Genomic DNA, 25,690 nt, shown 5'->3' with positions numbered 1-25,690 from the left:
CGTAAAAACACGGAGTGCAGCTGCTTTTTTGTTGCGATCTTACAGGCCTCTCCTACGAGGAGAACTGGAACGAAACGCCTGAGAAGGTCAGACGTGCATCATGCCGCGCTGTGCTTTGATGCGGAATTTGAGTGCGGCAGCGATAAAGCCCTTGAACAGGGGATGAGCGCGGTTGGGGCGGCTCTTGAACTCGGGGTGGAACTGTGCGCCCAGATGGAAGTCACGGCCGGGCAGCTCCACGGTCTCCACCAGACGGCCGTCAGGGCTGGTGCCGGAAATGACCAGTCCGGCATCCTCCATCTCCTGACGGAACTCGTTGTTGAACTCGTAGCGGTGGCGGTGACGCTCCCAGATCTCAGCCTCGCCATAGCACTCGGCCATCTTGGTGCCGGGCTTGACGGTGCAGGGGTACTTGCCCAGACGCATGGTGCCGCCCTTGGGGATGTTGCCCTGCTGGTCGGCCATCAGGGCAATGACATTGTGGGCACCATCGGGGGTGAACTCGCTGGAATTGGCATCGGCATAGCCCAGCACGCCGCGTGCGAACTCCATCACCATGATCTGCATTCCCAGGCAGATGCCAAAGTAGGGAATCTGGTTCTCACGGGCATACTGTGCAGCCTGGATCATACCCTCGATGCCGCGGTCACCAAAGCCGCCGGGCACAATGATGCCGTCCACGTCAGCAAACACTTCTTTGCAGGCATCCTGATCGATCAGGTCTTCGCTCTCCACCCACTTGATGTCTACCTGACTGTCGTTCTCAAAACCGGCGTGGTACAGGCTCTCCATCACGGAAAGATAAGCGTCGTGCAGCTTGACGTACTTGCCCACCAGCGCAATGGTGCAGGTCTTGCTGCGGGTGGCAATGCGGGAGACAACACCCTTCCACTCAGTCAGATCGGCGGGGGGCACGTCCAGCTTGAGCTTTTCCACCACCACATCATCCAGGCCGTTGGTGTGGAGCATCAGCGGGCACTGGTACAGGCTGGGCATGGTCAGGTTCTCGATGACGCACTCAGGCTTGACATTGCAGAAGGTGCTGATCTTGCGGCGGATATCGCCGCCCACGCTGCCGTCAGCACGCAGGATGATGATATCGGGGTTCACGCCCATGCCCTGCAGCTCCTTGACGGAATGCTGGGCCGGCTTGGACTTGTACTCGTCGGAGCCGGAGATATAGGGCACCAGCACAACATGGATGTAGCAGCAGTTGTCGCGGCCCTGCTCCAGGCCCACCTGACGGATGGCCTCCAGGAAGGGCTGGCTCTCAATATCGCCGGTGGTGCCGCCGATCTCGGTAATGACCACATCGGCATCGGTAGAGGATGCCATGTTGTAGATGTAATTCTTGATCTCGTTGGTGATGTGGGGGATGATCTGGACGGTCTGACCCAGATAAGCGCCCTGGCGCTCCTTGTTCAGCACGTTCCAGTACACCTTGCCGGTGGTCAGGTTGGAGTACTTGTTCAGATTTTCGTCGATGAAGCGCTCATAGTGGCCCAGATCAAGGTCGGTCTCAGTGCCGTCATCGGTCACGAACACCTCACCGTGCTGCAGGGGGCTCATGGTACCCGGGTCCACGTTCACATAGGGGTCCAGCTTCTGGCTGGCGACCTTCAGTCCGCGGCATTTGAGCAGGCGGCCCAGAGAAGCCGCCGTGATGCCCTTGCCCAGACCGGAGACAACGCCGCCGGTCACAAAGATGAATTTTGCCATTTGTTCAGTCCTCCTCTAATTTATCTTTCAGAGATCATTCTTTCCCAGTACGGATGCGACCGCATCCGGAACAAAACATACAACACCAGATTATAATCCTAATCCTCGTAAGAATCAAGGATTTCCTGTGCAATTTCTGCACGGCTGCGCCGGGTGTCCATGGCGCGCTTTTCAATGTAGCGGTGGGCGGCATCCTCGCTCATCTGCTCCCGCTCCACCAGACAGCATTTTGCATGGCTGACCAGCCGTACCTGTGCGATCTTTTCCTGCATCCGCGCGTTTTCCTGCCGGAGCAGCTGCAGGCGGTGGTTGCTGGCCGCGGCCAGATGGATGGCCTGCAGGAACAGCGTGTTGGAGAACGGCTTGCTCAGCAGCAGCACCCCCTGCTCACTCATGGGGGCCAACAGCTGCTCGGCGGCTGCTGCCTTGGCCAGCAGCACCACGCCTGCGTCTGTTTTTTCTACGGCAGAGGAACACAGCTCGTGGCCAAACTCGTCCGGGAGAGGCGCGTTGACCACGATCAGCTCAAAATCGGATTCCAGCATCCTGCGCCGAGCCTCGGCACCACTGGGGATGATCGTAGGCCGGGTGTATCCCAGCTCTGCCAGCCGCGCGGAGATGTACTCGTTGGAGCTTGCTCCGGCGCTCACGATCAGAGCACGTCCCATTTGAATCGCTCCTTTCTCTTACATCCAGGCAAGGGGCCGAATCATTGCCCCTTCGTACTTTCCCTCAAAAGCGGTTCAGATGGCGTTGAAGTAGTGCACCCGCTCGTACTCTGCCGGGTCGGCGGCAGCTTTCAGGGCGGCACAGCGCTTCAGTTCTTCCTCATAGTACCGATGCGAAAGCGCTTCCGGCAGCACGCGGTGCAGAAATTCGCTCTCCTGCGCGGCCTGCACGGCCTCCTCCAGCGTGGAAGGCAGTCTTTCCAGCCCAAGACCTGCGGCCTCGGTGGGATCGAACAGGTTCTTGTTGATGGGGGCTTGCAGCACCATCCGGTGCTCGATGCCGTCCAGACCGGCGGCCAGCACCAGACCCACGGCCAGATAGGGGTTGCAGGCAGGGTCAGGGCTGCGCAGTTCCATGCGGCAGTTGTTGCCCTTGACCTGCGGGATGCGCACCAGCTGGCTGCGGTTCTGGCGGCTCCAGCTCACATAGCGGGGGGCCTCGTCACAGCCAAAGCGCTGGTAGCTGTTGGGCAGGGGATTGGTGAACACGGTCAGCTCCCGGCTGTGGGCCAGAACACCCGCCATAAAGCTGCCTGCAATGCTGTCCGGGGCAATGTCGCCCTCAAACAGATTGCGGCCGTCCATGCAGAGCGAAAGGTTGATGTGCAGGCCGCTGCCTGCCTGATCCGGCAGGGGCTTGGGCAGGAAGCTGGCGTGGATGCCGTTGCGCATGGCAACAGCCCGCACAATCTGCTTGAACATCATCACATTGTCGGCTGTTTTCAGGGGGCCGGCGTAGTGGCAGTCGATCTCATTCTGGCCGTGGCCGCTCTCGTGATGGCTGTGCTGGGGGCTCATGCCCATCTGCTCCATGGTCAGGCAGATGTCCCGGCGCAGGTTCTCACCTGCATCCAGCGGGGCTACATCAAAGTAGCCGCCAAAGTCGATGGGGATGCGGGTGGGGCGGCCCCGGTCGTCATTCTCAAACAGGTAGAACTCGCACTCGGCCCCCACGTTGCAGGTCAGCCCCAGTTTGCGGAAGCTGCGGCTCATCTGGCGCAGGAAGCCGCGGCAGTTGCCGCCAAAGGCAGCGCCGTCCGGCTTTTCCACGTCACAGAAGAACTGCATCACCCGGCCCTCGGTGGGCCGCCAGGGCAGGATGGTCACGGTGGAAAGATCGGGCCGGAGCACAAGATCGCTCTCCTCCACCTTCATAAAACCGGCAATGGAGCTGCCGTCAAAGCAGACACCATCCTCCATGGCCTTGGGCAGGTCGCTGGCAAGCACGGCGATGTTTTTCTGGGTGCCAAAGATATCGCAGAAGGCAAAGCGGACGAATTTGACGTTGTTGTCCTCCACAAAATCAAGGATGTCCTGTTGGGTATTATAGCTCATAGTGGTTCCCTCCGAGCCGCAGGGCGCGGCAAATGGCACATCAGTGCAAAACTGGAAAAATCAGCTTGCGTTCTTAAAAAACGCCTAAAGGCCTGCTTCGTATGCGCAAAGCAGGTCTTTAGGCTGGTGTAAGAAATAGGAAAAGGGGAATGGCTTAAAAATCCAACAACCCAGCGATGCTTATCAAGCTATGTCAGAAAGATCAGACGTAGTAGAGCATCTTGCTGTAGCTGGGCAGAGGCCAGTAGTCCTCACCGCAGATGGTCTCGGCATCGTCAGCAGCGGCGCGCAGAGCATCCATCTTGGGCAGAACGTCATCGTGGAAGGAGACAGCTTTGGCGCTCTCATCGGTCATGGCCTCAGCGGTATCCACGGCAGCCTGCAGGGCGTCGATGGCATCGCTCATGGCATCGGCATCGGTGGACAGGCGGGTGAGGGTCTTGGTCTCGCTGCGCACGCTGATGGCCTCGCTGACGGCCAGCTTGGATGCGGCGGTGTTGGCAACCTCGCTCATGTAGGCGTTGATGGCGGGCAGCAGCTGCTTGCGGGCCATCTCCAGCATGGTCAGAGCCTCGATGTTGATGATCTTGGAGTAGTGCTCCATTTCGACCTCGTAACGGCTCTCCATCTCGATCTTGGTCAGGACACCGAAATCCTCCATCAGCTGGATGTTTTTCGGGTCGATCAGTGCGGGCAGAGCGGCGGGCGTGTTCTTCTTGTTGGGCAGGCCGCGGCGTGCTGCTTCCTCTTCCCACTCGGCGGTGTAGCCGTTACCGTTGAAGATGACACGGCGGTGGTCACGGATGGTGCGCTTGATCAGAGCAATGGCAGCGCTGGTAAAGTCCTCAGCGCCCTCCAGCTCGTCGGCGTAGCCCTTCAGCTCCTTGGCAACAGCAGTGTTCAGGATGGTGTTGGCATCGCTCAGGTTCTCAGCAGAACCAGGCATACGGAACTCGAACTTGTTGCCGGTGAAGGCGAAGGGAGAGGTGCGGTTGCGGTCGGTGGTGTCCTTGCTGAACTTGGGCAGGACATCCACGCCCAGATCCATCTTCATCTTGACGGGGCCGGCATAAGGAGAATCAGATGCAATGGCATCGATGACAGCTTCCAGCTCCTCGCCCACAAAGATCGAGATGATGGCCGGGGGAGCCTCGTTGGCACCCAGACGGTGATCATTGCCCGGGGTGGCAACGGAGGTGCGCAGCAGATCGGCGTACTCGTCCACTGCCTTGATGACAGCGGCCAGGAATACCAGGAACTGCAGGTTCTCCATGGGCGTGTCGCCCGGGTCCAGCAGATTCTCGTGGGTGGTGGACATGGACCAGTTGTTGTGCTTGCCGCTGCCGTTCACACCCTCAAAGGGCTTCTCGTGCTGCAGGCAGACCAGACCGTACTTGGGAGCGATCTTCTTCATCATCTCCATGGTCAGCAGGTTGTGGTCAATGGCAACATTGGTGGTGTCGAAGATGGGGGCCAGCTCATGCTGGCAGGGAGCCACTTCGTTGTGCTTGGTCTTGGCGGGAACGCCCAGCTTCCACAGCTCTTCGTCCAGCTCCTTCATAAATGCGGAGACCTCGGGACGGATGACACCGAAGTAATGCTCCTCCAGCTCCTGACCCTTGGCAGAGGGCGCACCGAACAGGGTGCGGCCGGTGAGGATCAGATCCTGGCGTGCCTCGTAATCCTCCTTCTTGACAAGGAAGTACTCCTGCTCGGGGCCGACGGTGGTGGAGACGTAATCAACATCCTTGCCGAACAGCTTCAGGATGCGGATGGCCTGACCGGACAGTGCGTTCATGGAGCGCAGCAGGGGAGTCTTTTTGTCCAGTGCCTCGCCGGTGTAGCTGACGAAAGCAGTGGGGATGCACAGCACATCATCCTTCACGAAAGCGTAGCTGGTGGGGTCCCATGCGGTGTAGCCGCGGGCCTCGCAGGTGGCACGCAGGCCGCCGGAGGGGAAGGAGGAAGCATCGGGTTCGCCGCGCACCAGCTCCTTGCCGGAGAACTCCATGATGGCGGTGCCGTCGCCCACGGGGCTCACAAAGCCATCGTGCTTCTCACTGGTGATGCCGGTCAGCGGCTGGAACCAGTGGGTATAGTGGGTGGCACCCAGCTCCATGGCCCAGCGCTTCATCACGCTGGCCACAACGTTTGCCACCTCGATATCCAGGGGTGCGCCCTTGTGCAGGGTGCGCTCCAAGCTCTTGTAAGTAGCGCTCGGCAGGCGCTCCTTCATTACATGCTCGTTAAAGACCTTGCTGCCGTAGATTTCCATAACATTTGCTGCCATAAATCCTACTCCTTACTTGATCTTATGTCTGTCCCTTCCGAAACTGTCTCCCGCCGCCGAACTGCGGCCCGGAAACAGCGAAAAGCTTTTTAACAAAAATGGCGCTGCGAGTCAGGAGGTGACCCACAGCGCCGTTGCTGTCTATGGTTTGATTATATCCCGGAACGGCTCAAAAGGCAATTGACAAAACTGACGATTCTGCACAAACACGTTCTCGTTTTTTTGGGAGATATCGTATTTGGTATTACTTTTAGATCACCTGGAACAGGAAGAACTTCAGGTAATTGGTCTCGGGCACGCCCCACAGGATGGGGTGATCCGGGGCCTGCTGGCGCACCTCGATCTGCCGCAGCTGCCGGTGGGCATCCTTTGCGGCGGCGTGCAGCATCTTGATGAACAGCTCCTCGGTGGCAAAGTGAGAGCAGCTGGCCGTGGCCAGATAGCCGCCCCGGGGCAGCAGCTTCATGGCGCGGTAGTTGATCTCCTTATAGCCGCGCATGGCGTTCTCCACCGTGCGGCGGGCCTTGGTAAAGGCCGGCGGGTCAAGGATGATAAAGTCGTAGGGATGGCCCTCTTTTTCCAGCCGGGGCAGCAGTTCAAAGGTGTCCTCGCAGAGAAAATCCATGTTGGTCAGATTGTTGCGCTGGGCGTTCCGCTGTGCCATGGCAATGGCCTCGGCGCTGATGTCAGCGGCCGTGACCCGGGCAGCCCCGCCCTTGGCGGCGTTCAGCGCAAAGCTGCCGGTGTGGGTAAAGCAGTCCAGCACGGTGTGCCCGGCAGCAATGCGGGCCACGGCCCGGCGGTTGTATTTCTGGTCGAGGAAAAAGCCGGTCTTCTGGCCGTTCTCAAAATCGACGTGGTAGAACACGCCGTTCTCGCAGATCTCAGTCTGGGTGCTGTCGGGGTGCGTCTCGCCGGGCAGGTCAAACCAGCCCTTGTTCTGTGCCAGGCCCTCCTTGGCCCGCAGAGCCTCGTCGTTGCGCTCGTAGATGCCCTCAATGGTCTGGCCGTCAGCGCGCAGGACTTCTGCCAGCAGGGGGAAGAGGATGGGCTTGAGCTTTTCCATGCCCACGCTCAGGGTCTGGGTGACAAGGATATTGTTGAACCGGTCCACAGTCAGGCCCGGGAACTGGTCAGCCTCGCCAAAGATGACACGGCAGGCGGTCAGGTCGGCGGGCTCCAGCACAGTCTTGCGGTAGGCCCAAGCGTATTCGACACGGCGCTTCCAGAAAGCGGCATCGAAGGTGTCGTTGGCGTTGCGGGAGATGAGCCGCACCCGGATCTTGCTTTTCAGTGAGAGAAAACCGGTGCCAAGATAGGCACCCTTTGTGCTGACTACATCGACCAGCGTGCCGTTTTCAGGCTCTGCTTCCGGGGTACCCAGGATGTCGTTTTCGTACACCCAGGGGTGGCCGCCCACCAGCAGACCCTCGGCGTGTTTGTTGACGATGTAAACGGGGTAATTGCGAGAAGATTTCATAGTTGCTCCTGTTATAACTGGCTCGCCCTCTCAGTCTCGCTCCGCTCGCCAGCTCTCCCAAAGGGAGAGCCTTTGGCGATTTTCGATTCAGTCTCATCAAGCTTGAATACAGAGCGGCTCTTGGCTCCCCCTTTGGGGGAGCTGGCAATGCCGTCAGGCATTGACTGAGAGGGTGAGGATGCTAAAATTTCATACTGATATTTATTCTAACATAAAAACGTGCTAGAATAAATACAAAAACACAGAAACGAGGAAAACGTCATGGAGATCGAACGCAAATGGATGGTGAACGGCTGGCCGGAGGGCGGAAACTTCCCGGCTCTGCCGCTCAAGGAAGAGTTTGCCATGCGGCAGGGATATATCAGCGTGCGGCCCACCGTGCGCATCCGGGAGGAGGCGCTCAAGGGCGGCGAGACGGCCTATATCCTCTGCTTCAAGTCCGGAAGCGGGCTTGCACGGGAGGAGATCGAGCGCCCCATCGACAAAGAACTGTTTGATGAACTGGAAACAAAGATCATCGGTAAGCCCCTGATCGGGAAGATCCGCAGAAGCTACGCCCTGCCCGATGGCCTTGTGCTGGAGGTGAACCACGTGGATGAAGGCCAGCCCACTGCGTTCTGGTACGCTGAGGTGGAATACCCCACCGTGGATGCCGCCCGCAGCTGGAAGCCGGAAGCCTTTGGCCTTGCAGACTATCTGAACGATGATGTCACCGACCAGCCCGGCCAGAGCATGGGAGCCTACTGGGAACAGACCCGGAAATAAAAATGACCCTCTCCGTCGCGCAGATGCGGCCGCCTTGCCCTTGGGGAAAGACGGCAGTGCAAAGCAATGACAGAGAGGGTTATTATTTTTTACTTCTTGTGGTACATCCGGTCTGCTTCCTCATAGGTGGGTTCGCAGGTCAGATACATGCCCAGCTTCTTCACGGTGTCCATATCCACGCTGGACAGGATGACGGTGGAGTGCATATCGCAGCCCTTCAGGTGGGAGAGCTGCTTGAGGGCGGCTGCAGCAGTGGGATTCTGCGCGGCCGAGCTGGACAGGGCAATCAGGATCTCGTCGGTGTGCAGACGGGGGTTCTTGCTGCCCAGATAGTTGGTCTTGAGGGTCTGGATGGGCTCGATGGCGGCGGCAGAAACGAGGTCGAGCTCCTGGTCGATACCGGCCAGCTTTTTCAGCGCGTTGAGCAGAGCGGAGGAAGCGGCACCCAGCAGGGGGCCGGTCTTGCCGGTGACAACGGTGCCGTCCGGCAGCTCAATGGCGGCAGCGGGGGCACCGCCGGTCTTTTCAGAGACTGCATGGGCGGCCTGCTCCACCGGGCGGCTGCCCAAGGTCAGTCCGGCCTGATTCATCAGCAGCTCCAGCTTGTAGACCTCACTCTGGATCTGTGCGCCGTTCTTGAGGTCGCACAGGGCCTTGAAGTAGCGGCGGACGATCTCGTTGCGGGAAGCCTCGCAGCAGGCCGCGTCATCCACAATGCAGTTGCCGGCCATGTTCACGCCCATGTCGGTGGGGGAGTGGTAGGGGCTCTTGCCTGCGATCAGCTCAAACATGGCGTTGACCACGGGGAAGATCTCAATGTCGCGGTTGTAGTTGACCGCGGTCTTGCCATAGGCCTCCAGATGGAACGGGTCGATCATGTTCACATCGTTCAGGTCGGCAGTGGCGGCCTCGTAAGCCAGGTTGACCGGGTGCTTCAGGGGGATGTTCCAGATGGGGAAGGTCTCAAACTTGGCATAACCGGCCTTCACGCCCCGCTTGTATTCGTGGTACAGCTGGGACAGGCAGGTAGCCATCTTGCCGCTGCCGGGGCCGGGAGCCGTGATAACCACCAGCGGGCGCTGGGTCTCAATGTACTCGTTGCGGCCATAGCCCTCGTCGCTCACGATGCGGGCAACGTCGTTGGGGTAGCCGGGGATCTTATAGTGCCGGAAGGTGCGGATGCCCAGGCTGTTCAGCCGCTTCTCAAAGGCTTCCACCTCGGGGGCAGCGGTGTACATGGTCACGCATACACTGCCCACAAACAGGCCGCGCTCCTGGAATGCATCGATGAGACGCAGAACGTCCAGATCATAGGTGATGCCATAGTCACCGCGCACCTTGCTGCTGACGATGTCCTCAGCGTTGATGACGATAACGACCTCGGCCTGATCCTTCAGCTGCAGCAGCATCTGCAGCTTGGAATCGGGCTGGAAGCCGGGCAGCACGCGGGAGGCGTGGTAGTCATCGAACAGCTTGCCGCCGAATTCCAGATACAGCTTGTTGTCGAACTGCGCGATCCGCTCCCGGATGTGCTCCGACTGCATCTGCAGGTATTTGTCGTTGTCAAATCCTTTTTTCATTCGTTGCTCCTCTTCCTGATTTCAGTTCCCATATCCTGCCCGGGCAGCGGGTTCCACAGCGGAAATGTGCCCGGGGAATTACACAATACAAAAACAGTATATCATATCAGAGGAGCGGGTGCAATAAAAAATCAACAAAAGTCCCGCTCCTTCCGGCAGAGAGCTTTTGCCGGAAAGAGCGGGGCAGGGAGGAACAGTGCGGATTACAGGGTCAGCTGGATGCCGCTGAGGGTCACGGTATCCGGATCAGGCTCCTCATCCTTTGCTTTGGCGCGGGTCTGCTTGGGCAGAGCGTCCTCGTGGACTACTTTGCCGCATTCCAGCTCAGGGATGGCAAAGAAAGCTGCTTCCAGAGCATCAGGCAGCTCTACTTCACCGGTAACATGCAGGAATTCGATCTGAGCCAGCAGGTCTGCGCTCTCTGCGAGGATGACAGCATCGCCCAGCACATAGAGACGGGTGCCATACCGGCGCAGGGAAGAGGCGGTCAGTTCCAAGTCGTCCTCCACCACGGCGGTGCCGTCCGGCACGATGATCAGCTCGGTGGAATCCGGGAAGAGCGGGGCCAGAACGGGCGCAAGGCTTGCGCACAGGATGGCCTTTGGAGCGGAAAAGCTGCAGCCCTTTGCGGCCAGTGCGGCAGTGTCGAGCCTGGGGTCAACCGCCAGGAAGCGATGTTCATTCCAGTACAGGCGGCTTTGTGCCCGCAGCAGGAAGGTGTTGTCCAGCTTGATGGAGCTTCCCGGCAGGAGCACTGCATCATCGGGGTAGACCGCCAGCTTTCCGTTCAGGATGCAGCGGGCGGATACCACTGCCGAGAGGCACTGCGGGCAGTAGATCATACCGTTGACCAGAATGCAGGCGTACTTCTGTAAAACCTCCGCAGCATCCGGTGTGATCATCAGCTTGCCGTTGACCACCAGTACCTGCCCGGCGGCGGTCTGGCTGGCAGAGCTCAGCGTGACCTTGCCATTGACCACACCCACCGAGACCTCCTCCGGGACATTTTTGCAGAGCATCGAATCCAGAGAAATGTTGTGCTGGCTCAGGAGCGTCTGCACCCGGGGCGAGGTCAGCGCGATCATGCAGTCCAGCTTGATCTGCTCATAGCGGTCAAGAAAATCCTCCTGCACATTGCGCAGGTCCAGGATCATAGCGTCCACATTCAGGTTCTTTTTCATCATTTAATCCTCCGTAAGTTCAGTTTTGAGGCGATGGCGTATCTGGGCAAGGCGGCTGCGGACCGTGCCGGGCGGGAGATTGAGCAGCTGACCGATCTCGCTGGCATTGTAGCCCGCTGTATAGCGCAGGGTGAACAGCCGCCGTTCTTCTGGGGTGAGCAGAGCCAGCAGACTGGCAGCTTCCACTGTGTCCAGTGCGGAATCCGGTTCAGCATTGTCCTCTTCCGGGAAAAAGGCGCTGAGCAGTTGCTCCTCTTTTGCCGCCCGGCGGAGTTGGTCGCAGTAGAGATTCCGCGCTGTGGTAAACAGCCAGGCCTTGCACTGCCGTTCCGTAAAGCTGTTGATAAGGGTCCGGTTCTGCAGTGCCCGCAGAAAGACTTCCTGGGTCAGATCCTCCGCCCGGGCTTCGTCCCGGCAGAGATTGAAACAGAAGTGTTCCAGCCTGTCCCAGAAGGTCTCGTACAGCAGCTCCCACATGGGGCTTCCTCCTTTCATTGCGTCGTTCTGCCTGTAAGACGAAGGAGACCGGGGAAGTGTTGGATAGATTCGGAAAAAAAAAAAGCCCTCAGTTTCGCTGGCGCTCGCCAGCTCCTCTACCAGGGGAGCCTTTGGCATGGCGGTAAACAGCGTGAAACTGAGGGAAACTCCTTGATTTAATGTTTTGCTTCCAGTGCTTCGAGATCTTCTTTGATCTCTTCCACATCTTCTTTCAGGAACATCAGGCAGAAGCTGACGGCCAGCAGCAGGCAGGAGAGCCAGATGGCCTTTGCGCCGCAGAGGTCCAGCGTCAGGCTGCCCAGGCCCGCGCCCAGCGCAAACAGGAGGATGATGCCCCAGTAATAAAGGGATTTTTTCAGGGCGGCAGGATTGCGGTTGAGCACCCAGCTGCAGAGGGAGTCCATGCCGCTGCGCATGTTGCCGATGCACATGGTGCTGGCAAAGGCATAACCGTTCACCTTGCGGAAGGTCTGCACCTGCATCGCACAGGCAAACGAGACCAGTGCGTTGGCCATAAGATTCCACTCCTGCGGGAAAAAGCCCACCACGAACAGCATCACGATCTCACACAGCACCACCAGCTGCCGCCAGTGGAGCCGCTGCAGATTCTGCAGCTTCTGGTGCATCAGCTCTGCCGCAAACACGCCCAGCGCAAAGAAGCACAGGGGCACAAGATAATGCAACACACGCCCCCACTCCCCGGCAAAGGCATGGACAGCCATCAGCACGATGTTGCCGGTCTGGGCGTTGGCAAACACCTTGCCCCGGAACAGATAGGTGTATACGTCCTGCAGGCCGCCGGACAGTGAAAGGAACATTGCCGTGCAGAACGCTTCCGACATCTGGCCGCGGCGCTTTTTCTTGGAATTCATGCAAATTCCCCCTCTGATTTTTTACCCCTATACTATAACGCGGGTTGACGGATTTGTCAAAATACAAAGGTGCTTTTTGGCAGTTTTGACTATGTAAAACGAATATGTCGGCCATGTTTTTTGCAATTGCATCCGGGTTGTGCTACAATAAGACCATTCATACAGAAAAAGGAGAATCCCCCCATGCCCAATATCATCGAGATCACGGATTTTCACGCGCCGGAGCTGGACCCCTACGCCCGCCTGACGCAGAACCAGCTGCGCAGTCGGCTGGAACCCGAAAAAGGCATCTTCATTGCCGAGAGCCCCAAGGTGATCTCCCGGGCACTGGATGCAGGCTTTGTGCCGGTCTCCCTGCTGATGGAGCGCAGGCAGATCACCGGCCCGGCTGCGGAGATCCTGACCCGCTGCGGGGATGCACCCATTTATACTGCTGACCGGGAGCTGCTGGCTGCACTGACAGGCTACGAGCTGACCCGGGGCGTGCTCTGCGCCTTTCAACGTCCGAAGCCCCGCACCGTGGAGGAGCTTTGCCGGAACGCCCGGCGGGTGGCCGTGCTGGAGGGCATTGTGGATTCCACCAACGTGGGTGCCATCTTCCGCAGCGCGGCAGCGCTGAACATGGACGCTGTTCTTATCAACCCCTCCTGCTGTGACCCGCTCTGCCGCCGGGCCGTGCGCGTGAGTATGGGCACGGTATTTCAGGTGCCCTGGGCGCAGATCGGTGAAACTCCTGCTGATTGGCCTGAAAAGGGGCTTACTCAGCTGAATGCCCTGGGCTTCAAGACGGCTGCCATGGCCTTGAGTGACCGTTCGGTCAGCATCGATGACGAAGCTCTTGCCCGGGAGCCGAAGCTTGCCATTGTGCTGGGCACGGAGGGAGACGGCCTTTCCCATACCACCATCGCTTCCTGCGATTACACAGTCAAGATCCCCATGTCCCACGGGGTCGATTCCCTGAATGTTGCCGCCGCCAGCGCCGTGGCGTTCTGGCAGCTGGGCAAACAGTAATTCATAAGCCACACAGCAAAAACTCCCGCCCGGAGCGCATCCGGGCGGGAGTTTTGCTATGCCTTAGAAGGATTCAAAGGAGAAATTATTTTTTCATGTAGATGTGGTGGGGCAGACCTGCAATGTACAGCGGAGTCAGCTCAGCCTGGATCAGCGGGCGGGCATACTCGAGGAATTCCTCGGTCATCTGGGTGTGATTCTCGTTCATCCAGCTCAGGGGGACCTTCTTCTCGAGGTTTGCAACTTCACTGATGGGGTGCAGCTCGGTGATGTACTGATAGGGGCTGTTGGAGATGCGCTTCAGGGCGACCATCTGACCGGTGACACCCTCAAAGGCAGCCTTGGCAGCAGCGCCGCCCACCTGGTAAGCCTCGGTGATATCGGTGCGGCTGGTCAGGTGACCAGCGCAGCGCTGTAGGGTAGACAGCTCGATACAGCGGGTCTTGGTATCCAGATTGCGGGCGACCACATTCGCCAGATAGCGTGCGGTACCAGTCAGTGCCTTGTGGCCGAAAGCGTCCACTGCGTGCACATCATCGGCCAGCTCACAGACGTAACGACCGTCCTCGAGCTTGACACCCTCGGAAACAGCGATCACGATGCTGGGCTTCTTCTCCTGCATGGCGCGGACCTTCTCAATGAAGTGCTCCACGTTGAAGGGGACTTCGGGCAGGCAGATCATATCCACGCCCTCGCAGTCATCGCTCTTGGCCAGAGAGGCAGCAGCGGTCAGCCAGCCGGCGTTGCGGCCCATGATCTCGACCACGGTGACATAATTGGTGCCGTAAACGGTGGCATCGCGGATGATCTCCTTCATCACCACACCGATGTACTTTGCCGCAGAGCCGTAGCCGGGGGTGTGGTCGGTCACCATCAGGTCGTTGTCGATGGTCTTGGGAACGCCCATGAAGCGGATGTCGCTCTGGATGCGGTTGCCGTATTCAGCCAGCTTGCCGATGGTATCCATGGAGTCGTTGCCGCCAATGTAGAAGAAGTAGCCAATGTTCAGCTTTTCCAGGATGGCGAACAGTTTCTTGTAAACGGTCTCGTCATCGTGCCAATCGGGCAGCTTATAGCGGCAGCTGCCCAGGAAGCTGGACGGGGTGCGCTTGAGCAGCTCGATATCCAGGTCATCGGTCAGCACGGTGGAAAGATCCACCACGCGCTCCTCCAGCAGACCGGCAACGCCGTTGCACATGCCGTAAACGATCTCAGCGCCGCGGCTCTTGCAGCTCTCGAATACGCCTGCCAGACTTGCATTGATGACGGAGGTAGGGCCGCCAGACTGACCAACGATTGCATTTTTACCCATGATGATTTCTCCTTTTCTTCTGTTTCGGCTTTTATATTATCGTGCAGGATCACGAAAACAGACCACGAGGGGGGAGGAAACGCGCAAATGAAACTTACAGGCAGATATGGCGCGGGGTACCGTTGACGTAGACCGGTGTCACTTCGTCCAGGATGAGCGGGCGGGCATACTCCTCAAATGCCGCCGTCACCTGCATTCCGTCCGGGGTGATCCAGTCCAGCGGCACCTTTTTCTCCAGGTTTGCCACCTGCTGGACATCCACCGACTCGGTGATGCACTGGTAGGGGTAATCGGAAATGCGCTTGAGCGAGATCATCCGCCCGGTCTCGCCCGCAAAGGCAGCGGAAGCGGCAGCGCCGCCCACGGCGTAGGCCTCGTTCACATCGGTGCGGCTGGCCAGATGGCTGGCGCAGCGCTGCAGGGTCGAGAACTCAATGGCACGGCTCTTGCAGTTCAGGTTGTCGTGGATGAGGTCAGAAAGATACCGGCTGGTGCCGCTGAGGATGGCCTTGTGGCCAAAGGCATCCAGCTGCCCGGCGGTGGAGACCAGATCGCACAGATAGGTGCCGTCGGCTGTCTTAACACCCTCGCTGGCTGCAATGATGACATTGGGCTTGACCCGCTGCAGCTCGTCCACCCGGGTCAGGAACCTGTCCGGGTCAAAGGGAACTTCGGGCAGCAGGATGAGGTCGGGGCCTTCGCAGTCATCGCCGCCGGCCAGACAGGCCGCACCGGCCAGCCAGCCTGCGTGGCGGCCCATGATCTCGGCCACCGTCACGCTGCGGATGTTGTAAACGGAGGAGTCACGGATGACCTCCTTCAGGATGGTGGCAATGTACTTGGCGGCAGAGCCGTAGCCGGGGGTGTGGTCGGTCAGGCAGAGGTCGTTGTCGATGGTCTTGGGCACACCGATAAACCGGACGCTGCTGCCCACCTGGGCACCGTAACGGGAGAGCTTTGCAATGGTGTCCATCGAGTCGTTGCCGCCGATGTAGAACAGAGCACAGATATCGTACTTGTCAAACAGGGTGAACAGCTTGATGAACGGGGTAGAATCCACGTCCGGGTCCGGCAGCTTGTAGCGGCAGCTGCCCAGATAGCTGGACGGGGTGCGCTTGAGCAGCTCGATGCTCATGCGGTCATCCAGCAGAACATTCAGTTCCAGCATCTCTTCCTTTAAAAGGCCCTCGATGCCGTACTTCATTCCGTAGACTTTATCGGCTCCCAGACTGCAGGCAGCTTTGTATACGCCTGCCAGGCTGGAATTGATAACGGCGGTAGGGCCGCCGCTCTGGCCGATGATGACATTTTTTGACATACGTCCTCCTTATCCAAAAGAACAACATTTCACGTCCTGCAAAGCGCGGCAAGTCCTTCTGTGTCCTCCCAGAGCCCTGCACTGCCCGGGGAAGGAGATTGCGAATGCGCGCCGCAAGTCGTACAAAAAGAATGCAGGATGTGCATCTGATTCGATGAAAACTGTGCAATTCCTGCAACAATACTATTGTAAACTATTTCTCTGTTGTATGCAAGACCTGATTGGTTGCACGGGCAAAAAAATTATGATACAATATTTGGCGTATCCTACAAAAACACAGGGTCGGTCGAAGTGCAGAATGCAAACTTTGCAATTTTTCGGGGATACTGACCGTAATGATAGAGAAAAGAAAACAGGGAAAGGCGGGAAAGAGAATGGGGATCTCACACGAATATCATTCCACCCATGGCCGGAGACGGCGCAGCAAGGCAGGCACCGGCCTGCGGCTGGCGGGGGTCATTGCAGCGATCCTGCTGCTGTCGCTGGCCATCACGGCCATTCTGGAAAATGGCGAAAAGCAGAGCGAGGAGGTCCAGCAAAGCCCGGCGGCGGGCACAGCGGCCAATATCCTAGCTCCGCTGCCCATGCAGGGAGATACGGGAGCCTCTGCGGCAGACAGCGCCGGCGGTACCGCAGGGGAAGGCAGTGGAGCCGACGATGCGGCGGTTGTCACGCTGGAACAGTTCGGCCCCGCCCGGCAGGCAGCGGGGGCCTATCAGGTCAAGGCGTATGACAGCAGCGTGATCCGTCAGCCCAGCTGTGGGCAGGTGGATCTGAGTTACTTTTCGGATGCGGCCCTGCTGGGCGACAGCCTGACCGTGGGCTTCTCCGATTACAACATCAACCTGGGCGGGGCGCTCATCTGCGGCTATACCGGTGTGGGCCCCGATGCCATCGTGAACCGCAGCGCGGTCAAGAGCAGCGTGCGCGGCTCAGAGGTGGCAATGGATGTGCTGACAGCGGCCCAGCCGAAAAAGCTCTATATCCTGCTGGGCACTAACACGCTGACCACGCTGGGGGCGGCAGACCGCTTTCTGGCCTACTATGGCCAGATGCTGGATCAGCTCAGGCAAGCCCTGCCCGGCTGCGTCATCTATGTCCAGTCCATCCCGCCGGTGCGGCCCCAGGCCGCTGCGGAAAAGCCCGGTCTTGCGTCTGATGTCCTGCGCTCGGTGAACGAGCAGCTGGCAAAGCTGGCTGCAGACAAGGGCTGTGTCTACCTTGACCTGTGGGAGACCTTTGCCGATGAGAACGGGAATCTGAAAGAGATGCTGGCGGCTCCGGATGGAGTCCACTTCTCGGCCGGAAACGGCTATGGTGCCTGGGTCACCTACCTGCGCAACCACGCAAAGTATTCGGCTTCCAACTCCTGGACTATGGGCAGCGCATACAGCGCTGAATAAAGAGCGAAACGCAAAAACGGCATCGCAGACCGATCGGTCTGCGATGCCGTTTTTTATGTTGATCGGGAAGGGAAGCAGCTTACTTCAGCTTGCTCTTTGCCTTCATGCGCTGGTCGTGATTCAGGATCTGCTTGCGGATGCGCAGATTCTCAGGGGTGACCTCCAGCAGCTCATCCTGTGCCAGGAACTCCAGGCAGCCCTCCAGGCTCAGCTTGCTGACGGGGATCAGGCGCAGAGCGTCATCGGAACCGGAAGCACGGGTATTGGTCAGGTGCTTGGTCTTGCAGACGTTGACATCCACATCCTCGCCGGAAGCGGTGTAGCCGATGACCATGCCCTCGTAGACCTTTTCGCCAGCGCCCACCAGCAGGGTGCCGCGCTGCTGCGCGTTGTACAGGCCGTAGGTAACGGCATCGCCGGTCTCAAAGCTGACCAGAGAACCGGTGGAACGGTTGGCAATCATACCGGCCCAGACATCGTAGCCATCAAAGATCTGGTTGAGGATGCCTTCGCCGTGGGTATCGGTCAGGAACTGGTTGCGGTAGCCGAACAGGCCGCGGCTGGGCATCCGGAACTCCAGGCGGACACGGTCAGTGCCCAGAGACTCCATCTGCTGCAGGACGGCTTTGCGCTGGCCCAGACCGGTCATCACAGCACCCTGATACTGGGTGGGAACGTCGATGACAACGTGCTCCATGGGCTCGTAGGTCTTGCCGTCGATGACCTTGGTCAGAACGTGCGGGGGAGAAACCTGCAGCTCGTAGCCTTCACGGCGCATGGTCTCGATCAGGATGGACAGGTGCATCTCACCACGGCCCATGACGCGGAAGGAATCGGTGGTGGGAGAATCCTCCACCTTCAGAGCAACGTCCTTCAGCAGCTCTTTCTGCAGGCGGTCACGGATCTGGCGGCTGGTGACGTACTTGCCCTCACGGCCGGCCAGGGGGCTGTCGTTGACGGAGAAGGTCATCTCCACGGTGGGGTCGTTGATCTTCACGAAGGGCAGCGGCTCAACCTGAGAGGGAGCACACAGCGTGTTGCCGATGGTGACATCGGGCAGGCCGGAGAATGCAACGATATCGCCTGCGGTAATGTTGTCGCAGGGCTGGCGGCCATTGGCCTGGAAATCGTACAGCTTGGTCAGGCGGCCGCGCATCTTCAGGTCGGGGTTGTGCCAATCGCAAACGACCACTTCCTCGCCGACCTTGGCAACGCCGTTCTGGATGCGGCCAATGCCGATGCGGCCAACGAACTCGTTGTAGTCAACAGAGGAGACCAGCATCTGGAAGGGAGCCTCGGGATCGCCCTGAGGAGGCTGGATGGTGTCCAGCAGGGTGTCGAACAGGGGGATCAGGTCGGTGCCGGGCACATCGGGGTCCAGGCTTGCGGTGCCCTGACGGCCGCAGCAGAACAGGATGGGGCATTCCAGCTGCTCATCGGAAGCGCCCAGATCCATCAGTAGGTAAAGCACCTCATCGATGACTTCCTTGATGCGGGCATCGGGGCGGTCGATCTTGTTGATGGCAACCACCAGGCTCAGGTTCTGCTGCAGAGCCTTCTGCAGAACAAAACGGGTCTGGGGCATGCAGCCCTCAGCAGCGTCCACCAGCAGCAGCACGCCGTTGACCATCTTCAGCACGCGCTCGACCTCGCCGCCAAAGTCGGCGTGGCCCGGGGTATCAACGATGTTGATCTTGACACCCTTGTAGGTGCAGGAGCAGTTCTTGGCCAGAATGGTGATACCGCGCTCACGCTCGATATCGCCGCTGTCCATGACACGCTCTGCCACGACCTGATTGTCGCGGAAAGCGCCGCTCTGACGCAGCATGGCATCCACCAGCGTGGTCTTGCCGTGGTCAACGTGAGCGATAATGGCGACGTTGCGCAAATCGTTACGAACCATAAATAACTACCTCTCTATTTTGAATCTCTGTAGAAGTTACGTCATACGAATAAAGTTTATCTCAGTTGGGGGTGGTTTGTCAAGATTGTATAAAAACTTTTTCAAAATTTCAGCGCTTTGCCCGATAACTCTTTACACGATTTGGGCAGATGGACGCGGCGAGTTATGCTATACTAAGGGTGCAAAACCGAACTGGGAGGTGTATCTATGAAGCTCACATTTTTGGGAGCCAACCACGAGGTCACGGGCAGCTGCACCCTGCTGGAAGCAGCTGGGCAGCGCTACCTCATCGACTGCGGCATGGAGCAGGGGAAGGATGTCTACGAAAACCAGCCCTTTCCTGTGGCACCGGGTGAAATTGACGGCGTGCTGGTGACCCATGCGCATATCGACCACACAGGCCAGCTGCCGCTGCTGGTGCGCAACGGCTTCCGGGGCAGGATCTATGCCACCAAGCCCACGGCTCAGCTGTGCAGCATCATGCTGCGGGACTCTGCCCACATTCAGGAGTTTGAAGCTGAGTGGAAGAACCGCAAGGCGAAGCGTGCCGGTGCCGAGCCGGTGGAGCCGATGTACACCGTGCAGGATGCCGAGGCGGCCATGCAGCTGTTCCGGGGCATGGAGTATAACACTAAGATCGAACTGGCCCCGGGCCTTGTGATCCGCTTCATCGATGTGGGTCATCTGCTGGGTTCGTCCAGCATCGAGATCTGGGTCACTGAGAGCGGCACCACCACCAAGCTGGTCTTTTCCGGAGACATCGGCAACCAGCATCAGCCCATCATCAAGGACCCGACAACGATCCGGGACGCGGACTATGTGTTTATGGAGTCTACGTATGGCGACCGCAGCCACGGTCCCCGGCCGGACTATGTGGGGGAGCTGAGCAGGATCCTGCAGCGCACCTTTGACCGGGGCGGCAATGTGGTCATCCCCAGCTTTGCGGTGGGCCGTACCCAGGAGCTGCTCTACTTTATCCGTGAGATCAAAAAAGAGGGTCTGGTCACCGGCCACGGCAATTTCCCGGTCTACATCGACAGCCCCCTTGCCATTGAGGCGACCCGCATCTTCAAAGATACCGACCCCGACTGCTTTGACGAGGATACCCGGGCGCTGCTGGCCCAGGGCATCGACCCCATCCAGTTCCCGGGCCTGCAGGTCAGCGTGACCAGCGATGAGTCCCGGATGATCAACGCAGACCGGGTGCCCAAGGTCATCATCTCGGCCAGCGGCATGTGCGAGGCAGGCCGCATCCGCCACCACCTCAAGCACAATCTGTGGCGGCCGGAGTGCACGATCCTTTTTGTGGGCTATCAGGCCGTGGGAACGCTGGGCCGCACCCTGATCGATGGTGCCGTCAATGTCAAGCTGTTTGGTGAGACCATCGATGTGCAGGCAGAGATCTGTCAGCTGACGGGCCTTTCTGGCCATGCCGACCGTGAGGGTCTGCTGGCCTGGGTGAACGCGTTCAGCCCCAAACCCAAGCGGGTGTTTGTCATCCATGGCGAGGACGAGGTGGAGAACATCTTTGCCCAGACCCTGACCGAGCAGGGCTTTACTGCCTGTGCCCCTTACAATGGGGAGCAGTGGGCCATTGGGGCTGAGGGTGCGGTCTGCCTGCAGGAAGGCTCCCGTGTCCGGCTGGAGCACAAGCCCAGTGAGGGCGCGTCCCGCGCCGCAACGGTGTTCCAGCGGCTGGTCAGCGCCGGCAAGCGGCTGCTCCGCGTCATCGAGCACAACGAGGGCGGGGCCAACAAGGACCTTGCCAAGTTTGCCGACCAGATCAACGCCTTGTGCGACAAGTGGGACAGATAACCATAGAACCAGAAAAAACAGCACGCCGTTCGGTTTCGGCGTGCTGTTTTTGGTTGAAAGGGAAAAGGCTCTGCCGGGAGAAACGGCAGAGCCTTTTCGGGGTATGGAGAAAAGTGTGTGGGAGAAGAGCATGGAGGGCGCTACTGGTCGTCAGAGAGGCTTTGGGAGGAAGCCTTGTCTGCAGCATCCGGGGAGAAGGGGCGGTGCAGTGCTTTGTACTGCCTGTACCGGATGCCGAGCAGCGTGAATACAACGCCGGTGACAAAGGAGCCGACGCTGACCACGATATAGGCATCAGCGCCGCTGTGCAGCAGCACCGAGCCGTACCCGGCCAGAACGATGGAAAGACCCGGAACATGCTCCTGATACAGCAGGGACGCAATGCCGACTGTCAAAAACAGACAAACTGCGGAGAGAGCGCAGTTGATTCGATGTGCCCGCCTTTGACGAAGCCTGCGTGTGCGGCGGCGAATTTCCTCCATACGAACACTCGCCTTCTGGGTCATGGACAGTCCCTCCTTTTGAGAGATCATCAGAGCGGCTGCTTTCCGTCCTCTCTATCTCCTATAATACAGTTCGCGCCGATTCCTTTCACCCAAATTTGAAAAAAGTTCAAAAAAATTTCCCGCTCCGGAAAAGAGCGGGAAACGGTCAGCGAAAAACAGTGTGCCTGCCCCTGTGGAGCAGCCTTGCCGCAAACAGGGTGACGATGATGGCAGAAGGAAAGAAGTACCCGACCATCTGCCAGAAGCCGTCGGCGGTGATCAGCAGATTGTAGATGCCGTGCAGCACCATGCAGACCCCCAGAATCCCCACCGTGCCGGTGCAGGTGAGCCACGGACGGCGGAACACATAGGCCAGTGCCAGACCGGTCAGGATGCCGCAGACCAGATGCAGGGCCCCGGCGGACATGCCGCGGATGAGCAGGAAAACAAAACTTCCTGCACCGTTTTCGGTCAGGTAGCAGACGTTTTCAAAGGTAGCAAAGCCCACTGCAATGCCAATGGCCGCAGGAGTCAGTTTGTGGGAATCCGGCTCAAAGATCAAAAAGTAGAGCAGCAGAGGCAGCAGCTTCAGGATCTCCTCGCAGACAGGTGCGATCTCTATGGCGGTGGTCACGGCACTGCACTGGTGCCGCCCCATGAAAAAGCTGCTGACATAAGCCGAAAGCAGGCAGGTGGCCATGCCCAGCACCACGAACAGGGTAAAGCGCCGGGGGCTGCCCGATGTGAACAGCAGGGAGAGCAGCATGGGAAGCGCCAGGCACAAAAAGATGTTTTCAATGTAGGTCATGGGGCTCCTCCCGCAGGATATGGGGCAGGAAGCTGACCAGCGTGAGGGTCAACAGGATGTCCACAGCATAGTAAAGGCTGAACCGGGTGTAATCACGGATGAACTCGGAGGCAACGAACAGAAGGATCTGCAAGGACATTTCAAACAAGAGTGCGATCTCATAAGGCCGGAGCCGTTTTTCCTTTTGCAGGGCCGAAAAACAGAGGTAGGCCAGCGCGCCAAAGGTGAGCGCCAGCGCACCGGACATCAGCGGCGAAGGGCCAAACACCTGCACCCGCATGACAACTCCGGCAATGACCACCCCGGCCGCCAGCGCAAAAGGGGAGAACGGCGGGCGCAGGCCCTCCCAATAGAGGATCTCCAGCGAGAGAAAAAAGAAATACGAGGCCATCCAGGAGCATTCGGCCACATAAAACACCTGCGGCCCATGGCCCAGAATGATCAGATGGAGCAGGTAGTACAAAGTGCCCATCATAAAGCTGGCGTAGCCGAACGCCAGGATCAGGCAGGAGCGGCTGCTGCGCCGGAAGGCGAGGATAAAGGCGAGGAGCGCCATCGCAGCCAGCACGATCACCTGAAAGGTGTTGTCAATGATCTCAAAGCTCATCGTCGTCCCTCGTGTGCTTCTTTTCACTGCTGCGGCGCAGGCGGTAGAGCAGGATGGTCACACAGGAGCCCAGCAGGAACGAGAGTACGCCCACCAGGATATAACCGTCGGCTCCGCGCTCACTCAGCATCCCGGCGGTGCCGGTGGGGGAAACATGCAGCGCGACCGATGTGCCTGCCCAGTCGGGCATGGCAAGGCCCAGGCAGACCACCAGCGCCAGACAGGCCGCCATACAGCCTGCATCGATCAGCAGCATCTGCCGTGCGCGCGCCTGACGCTGCAGCTGGGCCGTGCGCTGGCGGATCAGCGCCATCCGTTCGGCATCAGTTTTCATACTGATATCCCTCCTGTTCCAAAAGTTGTTTCAGCTGCTGCTTGCCCCGGTACACAAGGTTCGTTACCTGCTGCTCGGTGCGTCCCAGTACCTGTGCGGCCTGCCGGTAGCTCAGTTCTTCAAAATAGACCAGAAAAAGTGTCTCCCGGTATTCCTTTTTGAGCTTGCCCAGTGCGGCGTACAGCTGCTGGTGCTGTTCGTTCTGGAGCGATCCAGTCTCGGCCAGTGCCTCGTCCGGCAGTTCAAAAGGCAGTTCCTCCAGCGGCAGAAAAAACCGCCGCCGGGTCTTGCAGCGCAATGCGAGATTGCGCCCGGTTTTATAGAGGTAAGCCTTGAAGCAGCCATCCTGAATGGGCCGCTCTCTTGCAAAAATATGGGCAAAGGCTTCGATCATCAGATCCTCTGCCTCGTGGATATCGCCCAGCACGCCGTTGATGTAAAGGGTCAGCGCGTCGCCATACCGCTCCACCAACAGCTGAGCGGCAGCTTCGTCTCCGGCCAGATACTTCCGGTAGGCTGTTTCGTCTGAGACCATCCGGTTGTTCCTTTCCGTGTTGTACACATTTCATCTTGTCTATTTTATATAAGATGAAAGAAATTTGCAAGGGAAAATACGAAAAAGCACTCCATTCTCTTCCAATTTGTGATATAATAAACTGATTTCGCCTGTTTTTCGCGCGGAAGGCGGGCGGCTGAAATTATTGGAGGGGACAAATTTATTATGGAACGTGAAACGCTGAAATCGCGGCTGGGCTTCATCCTGCTGTCGGCAGGCTGTGCCATCGGCATTGGCAACGTGTGGAAATTTCCTTATATGGCAGGTCAGGGCGGCGGCGGAGCCTTCGTACTGTTTTACCTGCTGTTCCTGGTCATTCTGGGTCTGCCCATTATGACCATGGAATTTGCTGTGGGCCGTGCCAGCCGCAAAAGCCCGGTGCGCGCCTATCAGGTGCTGGAAAAGCCGGGTCAGAAGTGGCATATCCACGGCTATTTTACCCTGATCGGCTGTTACCTGCTGATGATGTTCTACACCACCGTTGCAGGCTGGATGCTGCACTATTTCTATATGACCGCCGCTGGAAAGCTCTCCGGCTTGAACGCAGACGAGGTGGCGGGCAAGTTCACCGAGATGCTGGCAAGCCCCGGCATTATGACCTTCTGGATGGTGTTCGTGGTCGTTCTGAGCATTCTGGTCTGCGCCAAGGGCCTGCAGAATGGTCTGGAGCGTGTGACCAAGGGCATGATGATCGCCCTGCTCCTCATCATGGTCATTCTGGCCGTGAACAGCCTCTTCATGGATGGCGCAAAGGAGGGCCTTTCCTTCTTCCTGGTGCCTGACTTTGGCCGCATGAAGGAGGTTGGCATCGTCAACACCCTGGTGGGTGCGATGAATCAGGCCTTTTTCACCCTGAGCCTGGGCATCGGTGCCATGTCCATTTTTGGCAGCTACATCGGCAAGGAACACTCCCTGCTGGGCGAGAGCGTCCGTGTGGTGGTGCTGGATACCTTTGTGGCCATTACGGCCGGCCTCATCATCTTCCCGGCCTGCTTTACCTTTGGTGTGGATCAGACCGCAGGTCCCAGCCTGATCTTCATCACCCTGCCCAATATTTTTGCCAACATGGCGCTGGGCAGGTTGTGGGGCAGCCTGTTCTTTCTGTTCATGGCCTTTGCGGCCCTGTCCACCGTGCTGGCGGTGTTCGAGAACATCATCTGCTGCGGCATGGAGCTGACCGGCTGCACCCGTAAAAAGTCCAGTCTGGTCAACCTGTTCCTCATCATCCTGCTGTCCATGCCCTGCGTGCTGGGGTATAACCTCTGGGCCTGGGATGGCTTTGCCGTGTTTGGTGGTGCAGTGCTGGACTTTGAGGATTTCCTTGTCAGCAACCTGTTCCTGCCGCTGGGCAGCCTGGTCTACCTGCTGTTCTGCGTTTCCCGCTATGGCTGGGGCTGGGACAACTATAAGAAGGAAGTCAACACCGGCAAGGGGCTGAAGATCCACGATTGGATGCGCGGTTACCTGACCTACGGTCTGCCCGTGATCGTGCTGTTCATCTTCGCCTTTGGCATCTACGACAAGTTCTTTGCATAAGGAAATAAACCCTCTCAGTCTCGCATTCGCTCGCCAGCTCCCCAAGGAGAGCAACGCATCTGATGGGCAAACAACTTGCACAGCCTGAAGTCAGAGCAGCAATTGCCTCGCCCTTTGGGAGAGGTGGCAGTGCGAAGCACTGGCGGAGAGGGCG

The 25,690-nt window shown here is 58.7% G+C and carries 22 protein-coding genes; 5 read left to right on the top strand and 17 right to left on the bottom strand.

What is annotated here, in order from left to right; all coding sequences use genetic code 11:
* Positions 1–87 precede the first annotated feature (87 nt).
* The 5 genes from P0G09_RS11150 to P0G09_RS11130 all read right to left on the bottom strand — a co-directional run bounded on the left by P0G09_RS11150 (position 88) and on the right by P0G09_RS11130 (position 7,552).
* Entirely contained in the window at positions 88–1,719 is a 1,632-nt protein-coding gene (locus P0G09_RS11150; protein ID WP_154277699.1) for a CTP synthase, read from the bottom strand.
* 98 nt (positions 1,720–1,817) lie between these two features.
* Positions 1,818–2,387, bottom strand: coding sequence for an ANTAR domain-containing protein (locus P0G09_RS11145; protein WP_097771242.1), 570 nt, complete (start codon positions 2,385–2,387; stop codon positions 1,818–1,820).
* 75 nt (positions 2,388–2,462) lie between these two features.
* A complete protein-coding gene (locus P0G09_RS11140; protein ID WP_275252673.1) occupies positions 2,463–3,782 on the bottom strand; it encodes a glutamine synthetase family protein in 1,320 nt (439 codons plus the stop codon).
* Between the two features lie 202 nt (positions 3,783–3,984).
* Positions 3,985–6,072, bottom strand: a complete 2,088-nt coding sequence (locus P0G09_RS11135; protein WP_097771886.1) for a glutamine synthetase III — start codon at positions 6,070–6,072, stop codon at positions 3,985–3,987.
* Positions 6,073–6,322: 250 nt separating this feature from the next.
* The gene (locus tag P0G09_RS11130; RefSeq protein ID WP_275252672.1) at positions 6,323–7,552 is read right to left on the bottom strand and encodes a class I SAM-dependent rRNA methyltransferase; all 1,230 of its coding nucleotides are present in this window, start codon (positions 7,550–7,552) and stop codon (positions 6,323–6,325) included.
* Positions 7,553–7,813: 261 nt separating this feature from the next.
* Here P0G09_RS11130 and P0G09_RS11125 point away from each other — a divergent pair, with 261 nt between their 5' ends.
* On the top strand, positions 7,814–8,317 hold the full coding sequence (locus tag P0G09_RS11125) for a CYTH domain-containing protein (protein WP_275252671.1): 504 nt from the start codon (positions 7,814–7,816) through the stop codon (positions 8,315–8,317).
* 89 nt (positions 8,318–8,406) lie between these two features.
* Here the strand turns inward: P0G09_RS11125 and P0G09_RS11120 are convergent, their stop codons facing one another.
* From P0G09_RS11120 to P0G09_RS11105, 4 genes are all read right to left on the bottom strand, one after another.
* Complete coding sequence (locus P0G09_RS11120) at positions 8,407–9,897, bottom strand: DUF1846 domain-containing protein (protein ID WP_098922210.1); 1,491 nt, start codon at positions 9,895–9,897, stop codon at positions 8,407–8,409.
* Between the two features lie 203 nt (positions 9,898–10,100).
* Entirely contained in the window at positions 10,101–11,081 is a 981-nt protein-coding gene (locus P0G09_RS11115) for a hypothetical protein (RefSeq protein WP_275252670.1), read from the bottom strand.
* Positions 11,082–11,555, bottom strand: a complete 474-nt coding sequence (locus P0G09_RS11110; protein ID WP_275252669.1) for an RNA polymerase sigma factor — start codon at positions 11,553–11,555, stop codon at positions 11,082–11,084. It abuts the gene before it with no gap.
* 176 nt (positions 11,556–11,731) lie between these two features.
* Entirely contained in the window at positions 11,732–12,448 is a 717-nt protein-coding gene (locus tag P0G09_RS11105; RefSeq protein WP_275252668.1) for a YoaK family protein, read from the bottom strand.
* A gap of 183 nt (positions 12,449–12,631) precedes the next feature.
* Here P0G09_RS11105 and P0G09_RS11100 point away from each other — a divergent pair, with 183 nt between their 5' ends.
* Positions 12,632–13,459 carry an RNA methyltransferase gene (locus P0G09_RS11100; protein WP_275252667.1) on the top strand — a complete coding sequence of 276 codons (828 nt, stop codon included), beginning with the start codon at positions 12,632–12,634 and terminating at the stop codon, positions 13,457–13,459.
* An 85-nt stretch (positions 13,460–13,544) separates the two neighbouring features.
* Here the strand turns inward: P0G09_RS11100 and P0G09_RS11095 are convergent, their stop codons facing one another.
* Together P0G09_RS11095 and P0G09_RS11090 are read right to left on the bottom strand one after the other, a co-directional pair.
* Positions 13,545–14,771 (bottom strand): 6-phosphofructokinase, encoded by a 1,227-nt coding sequence (locus P0G09_RS11095; RefSeq protein WP_097771220.1) that lies wholly within the window; start codon positions 14,769–14,771, stop codon positions 13,545–13,547.
* Between the two features lie 94 nt (positions 14,772–14,865).
* Positions 14,866–16,089 (bottom strand): 6-phosphofructokinase, encoded by a 1,224-nt coding sequence (locus P0G09_RS11090; RefSeq protein ID WP_005934476.1) that lies wholly within the window; start codon positions 16,087–16,089, stop codon positions 14,866–14,868.
* A gap of 374 nt (positions 16,090–16,463) precedes the next feature.
* Between P0G09_RS11090 and P0G09_RS11085 the strand changes: the two genes are divergently transcribed.
* Positions 16,464–17,492 carry a GDSL-type esterase/lipase family protein gene (locus P0G09_RS11085; RefSeq protein ID WP_275252666.1) on the top strand — a complete coding sequence of 343 codons (1,029 nt, stop codon included), beginning with the start codon at positions 16,464–16,466 and terminating at the stop codon, positions 17,490–17,492.
* A gap of 79 nt (positions 17,493–17,571) precedes the next feature.
* Here the strand turns inward: P0G09_RS11085 and typA are convergent, their stop codons facing one another.
* Positions 17,572–19,395, bottom strand: coding sequence for a translational GTPase TypA (gene typA / locus P0G09_RS11080; RefSeq protein ID WP_097771893.1), 1,824 nt, complete (start codon positions 19,393–19,395; stop codon positions 17,572–17,574).
* 207 nt (positions 19,396–19,602) lie between these two features.
* Here typA and P0G09_RS11075 point away from each other — a divergent pair, with 207 nt between their 5' ends.
* Positions 19,603–21,210 (top strand): MBL fold metallo-hydrolase, encoded by a 1,608-nt coding sequence (locus P0G09_RS11075; protein ID WP_098922216.1) that lies wholly within the window; start codon positions 19,603–19,605, stop codon positions 21,208–21,210.
* Positions 21,211–21,350: 140 nt separating this feature from the next.
* Here the strand turns inward: P0G09_RS11075 and P0G09_RS11070 are convergent, their stop codons facing one another.
* The 5 genes from P0G09_RS11070 to P0G09_RS11050 all read right to left on the bottom strand — a co-directional run bounded on the left by P0G09_RS11070 (position 21,351) and on the right by P0G09_RS11050 (position 23,979).
* Complete coding sequence (locus P0G09_RS11070; protein ID WP_143405654.1) at positions 21,351–21,716, bottom strand: hypothetical protein; 366 nt, start codon at positions 21,714–21,716, stop codon at positions 21,351–21,353.
* Positions 21,717–21,861: 145 nt separating this feature from the next.
* Entirely contained in the window at positions 21,862–22,503 is a 642-nt protein-coding gene (locus P0G09_RS11065) for a PrsW family glutamic-type intramembrane protease (protein WP_097771895.1), read from the bottom strand.
* Entirely contained in the window at positions 22,490–23,110 is a 621-nt protein-coding gene (locus P0G09_RS11060) for a hypothetical protein (RefSeq protein ID WP_275252665.1), read from the bottom strand. The genes P0G09_RS11065 and P0G09_RS11060 overlap by 14 nt, the downstream gene beginning before the upstream one ends.
* Positions 23,100–23,444, bottom strand: coding sequence for a hypothetical protein (locus P0G09_RS11055; protein WP_275252664.1), 345 nt, complete (start codon positions 23,442–23,444; stop codon positions 23,100–23,102). The genes P0G09_RS11060 and P0G09_RS11055 overlap by 11 nt, the downstream gene beginning before the upstream one ends.
* Positions 23,434–23,979 carry a sigma-70 family RNA polymerase sigma factor gene (locus P0G09_RS11050; RefSeq protein ID WP_097771212.1) on the bottom strand — a complete coding sequence of 182 codons (546 nt, stop codon included), beginning with the start codon at positions 23,977–23,979 and terminating at the stop codon, positions 23,434–23,436. The genes P0G09_RS11055 and P0G09_RS11050 overlap by 11 nt, the downstream gene beginning before the upstream one ends.
* 186 nt (positions 23,980–24,165) lie before the next feature.
* Between P0G09_RS11050 and P0G09_RS11045 the strand changes: the two genes are divergently transcribed.
* Complete coding sequence (locus P0G09_RS11045) at positions 24,166–25,536, top strand: sodium-dependent transporter (protein ID WP_156065802.1); 1,371 nt, start codon at positions 24,166–24,168, stop codon at positions 25,534–25,536.
* Positions 25,537–25,690 lie beyond the last annotated feature (154 nt).

The organism is Faecalibacterium sp. DFI.5.82, assembly GCF_029076575.1.
In the GTDB taxonomy this organism is placed as follows: domain Bacteria; phylum Bacillota; class Clostridia; order Oscillospirales; family Ruminococcaceae; genus Faecalibacterium; species Faecalibacterium duncaniae.
The sequence above is the reverse complement of the archived record's forward strand: the minus strand, read 5'-3'. Positions and strand labels throughout refer to the sequence as shown.